Raw genomic sequence first — 275 nt, forward strand, 5'->3', positions numbered from 1 at the left:
GGCCATGGGCGCCGGCCTGCTGGCCTGGCTGGCCAGCGTCTGGCGCAGCCGCACGCAACGCAGCCAGCCGCTACCACGCTAGGCCTGGGCCATTCCGCTGCTGCTGTTTGGTACTCATTGGGGTAGCCAGCAATTGCTACCTTCCGACGCCGAGCAATGGCGGCAATACAACCTCACCCACCAACTGCTGTCGGCCGGGGCCGGCAACCTGCAGCGCCAGGTTGAAGGCTGGATGGGCCGGACGCAAACCTTCACCCCCCTGGCCAGCACGGGCC

At 68.0% G+C, this 275-nt stretch carries 1 pseudogene; it reads left to right on the forward strand.

Annotated elements, in window-relative coordinates:
* A pseudogene (locus FQ668_RS29125) lies at positions 1-275 on the forward strand (LTA synthase family protein); the annotation flags it as partial.

Origin of the sequence: Pseudomonas sp. Kh14, from assembly GCF_900291005.1 — a bacterium.
GTDB lineage: Bacteria > Pseudomonadota > Gammaproteobacteria > Pseudomonadales > Pseudomonadaceae > Aquipseudomonas > Aquipseudomonas alloputida.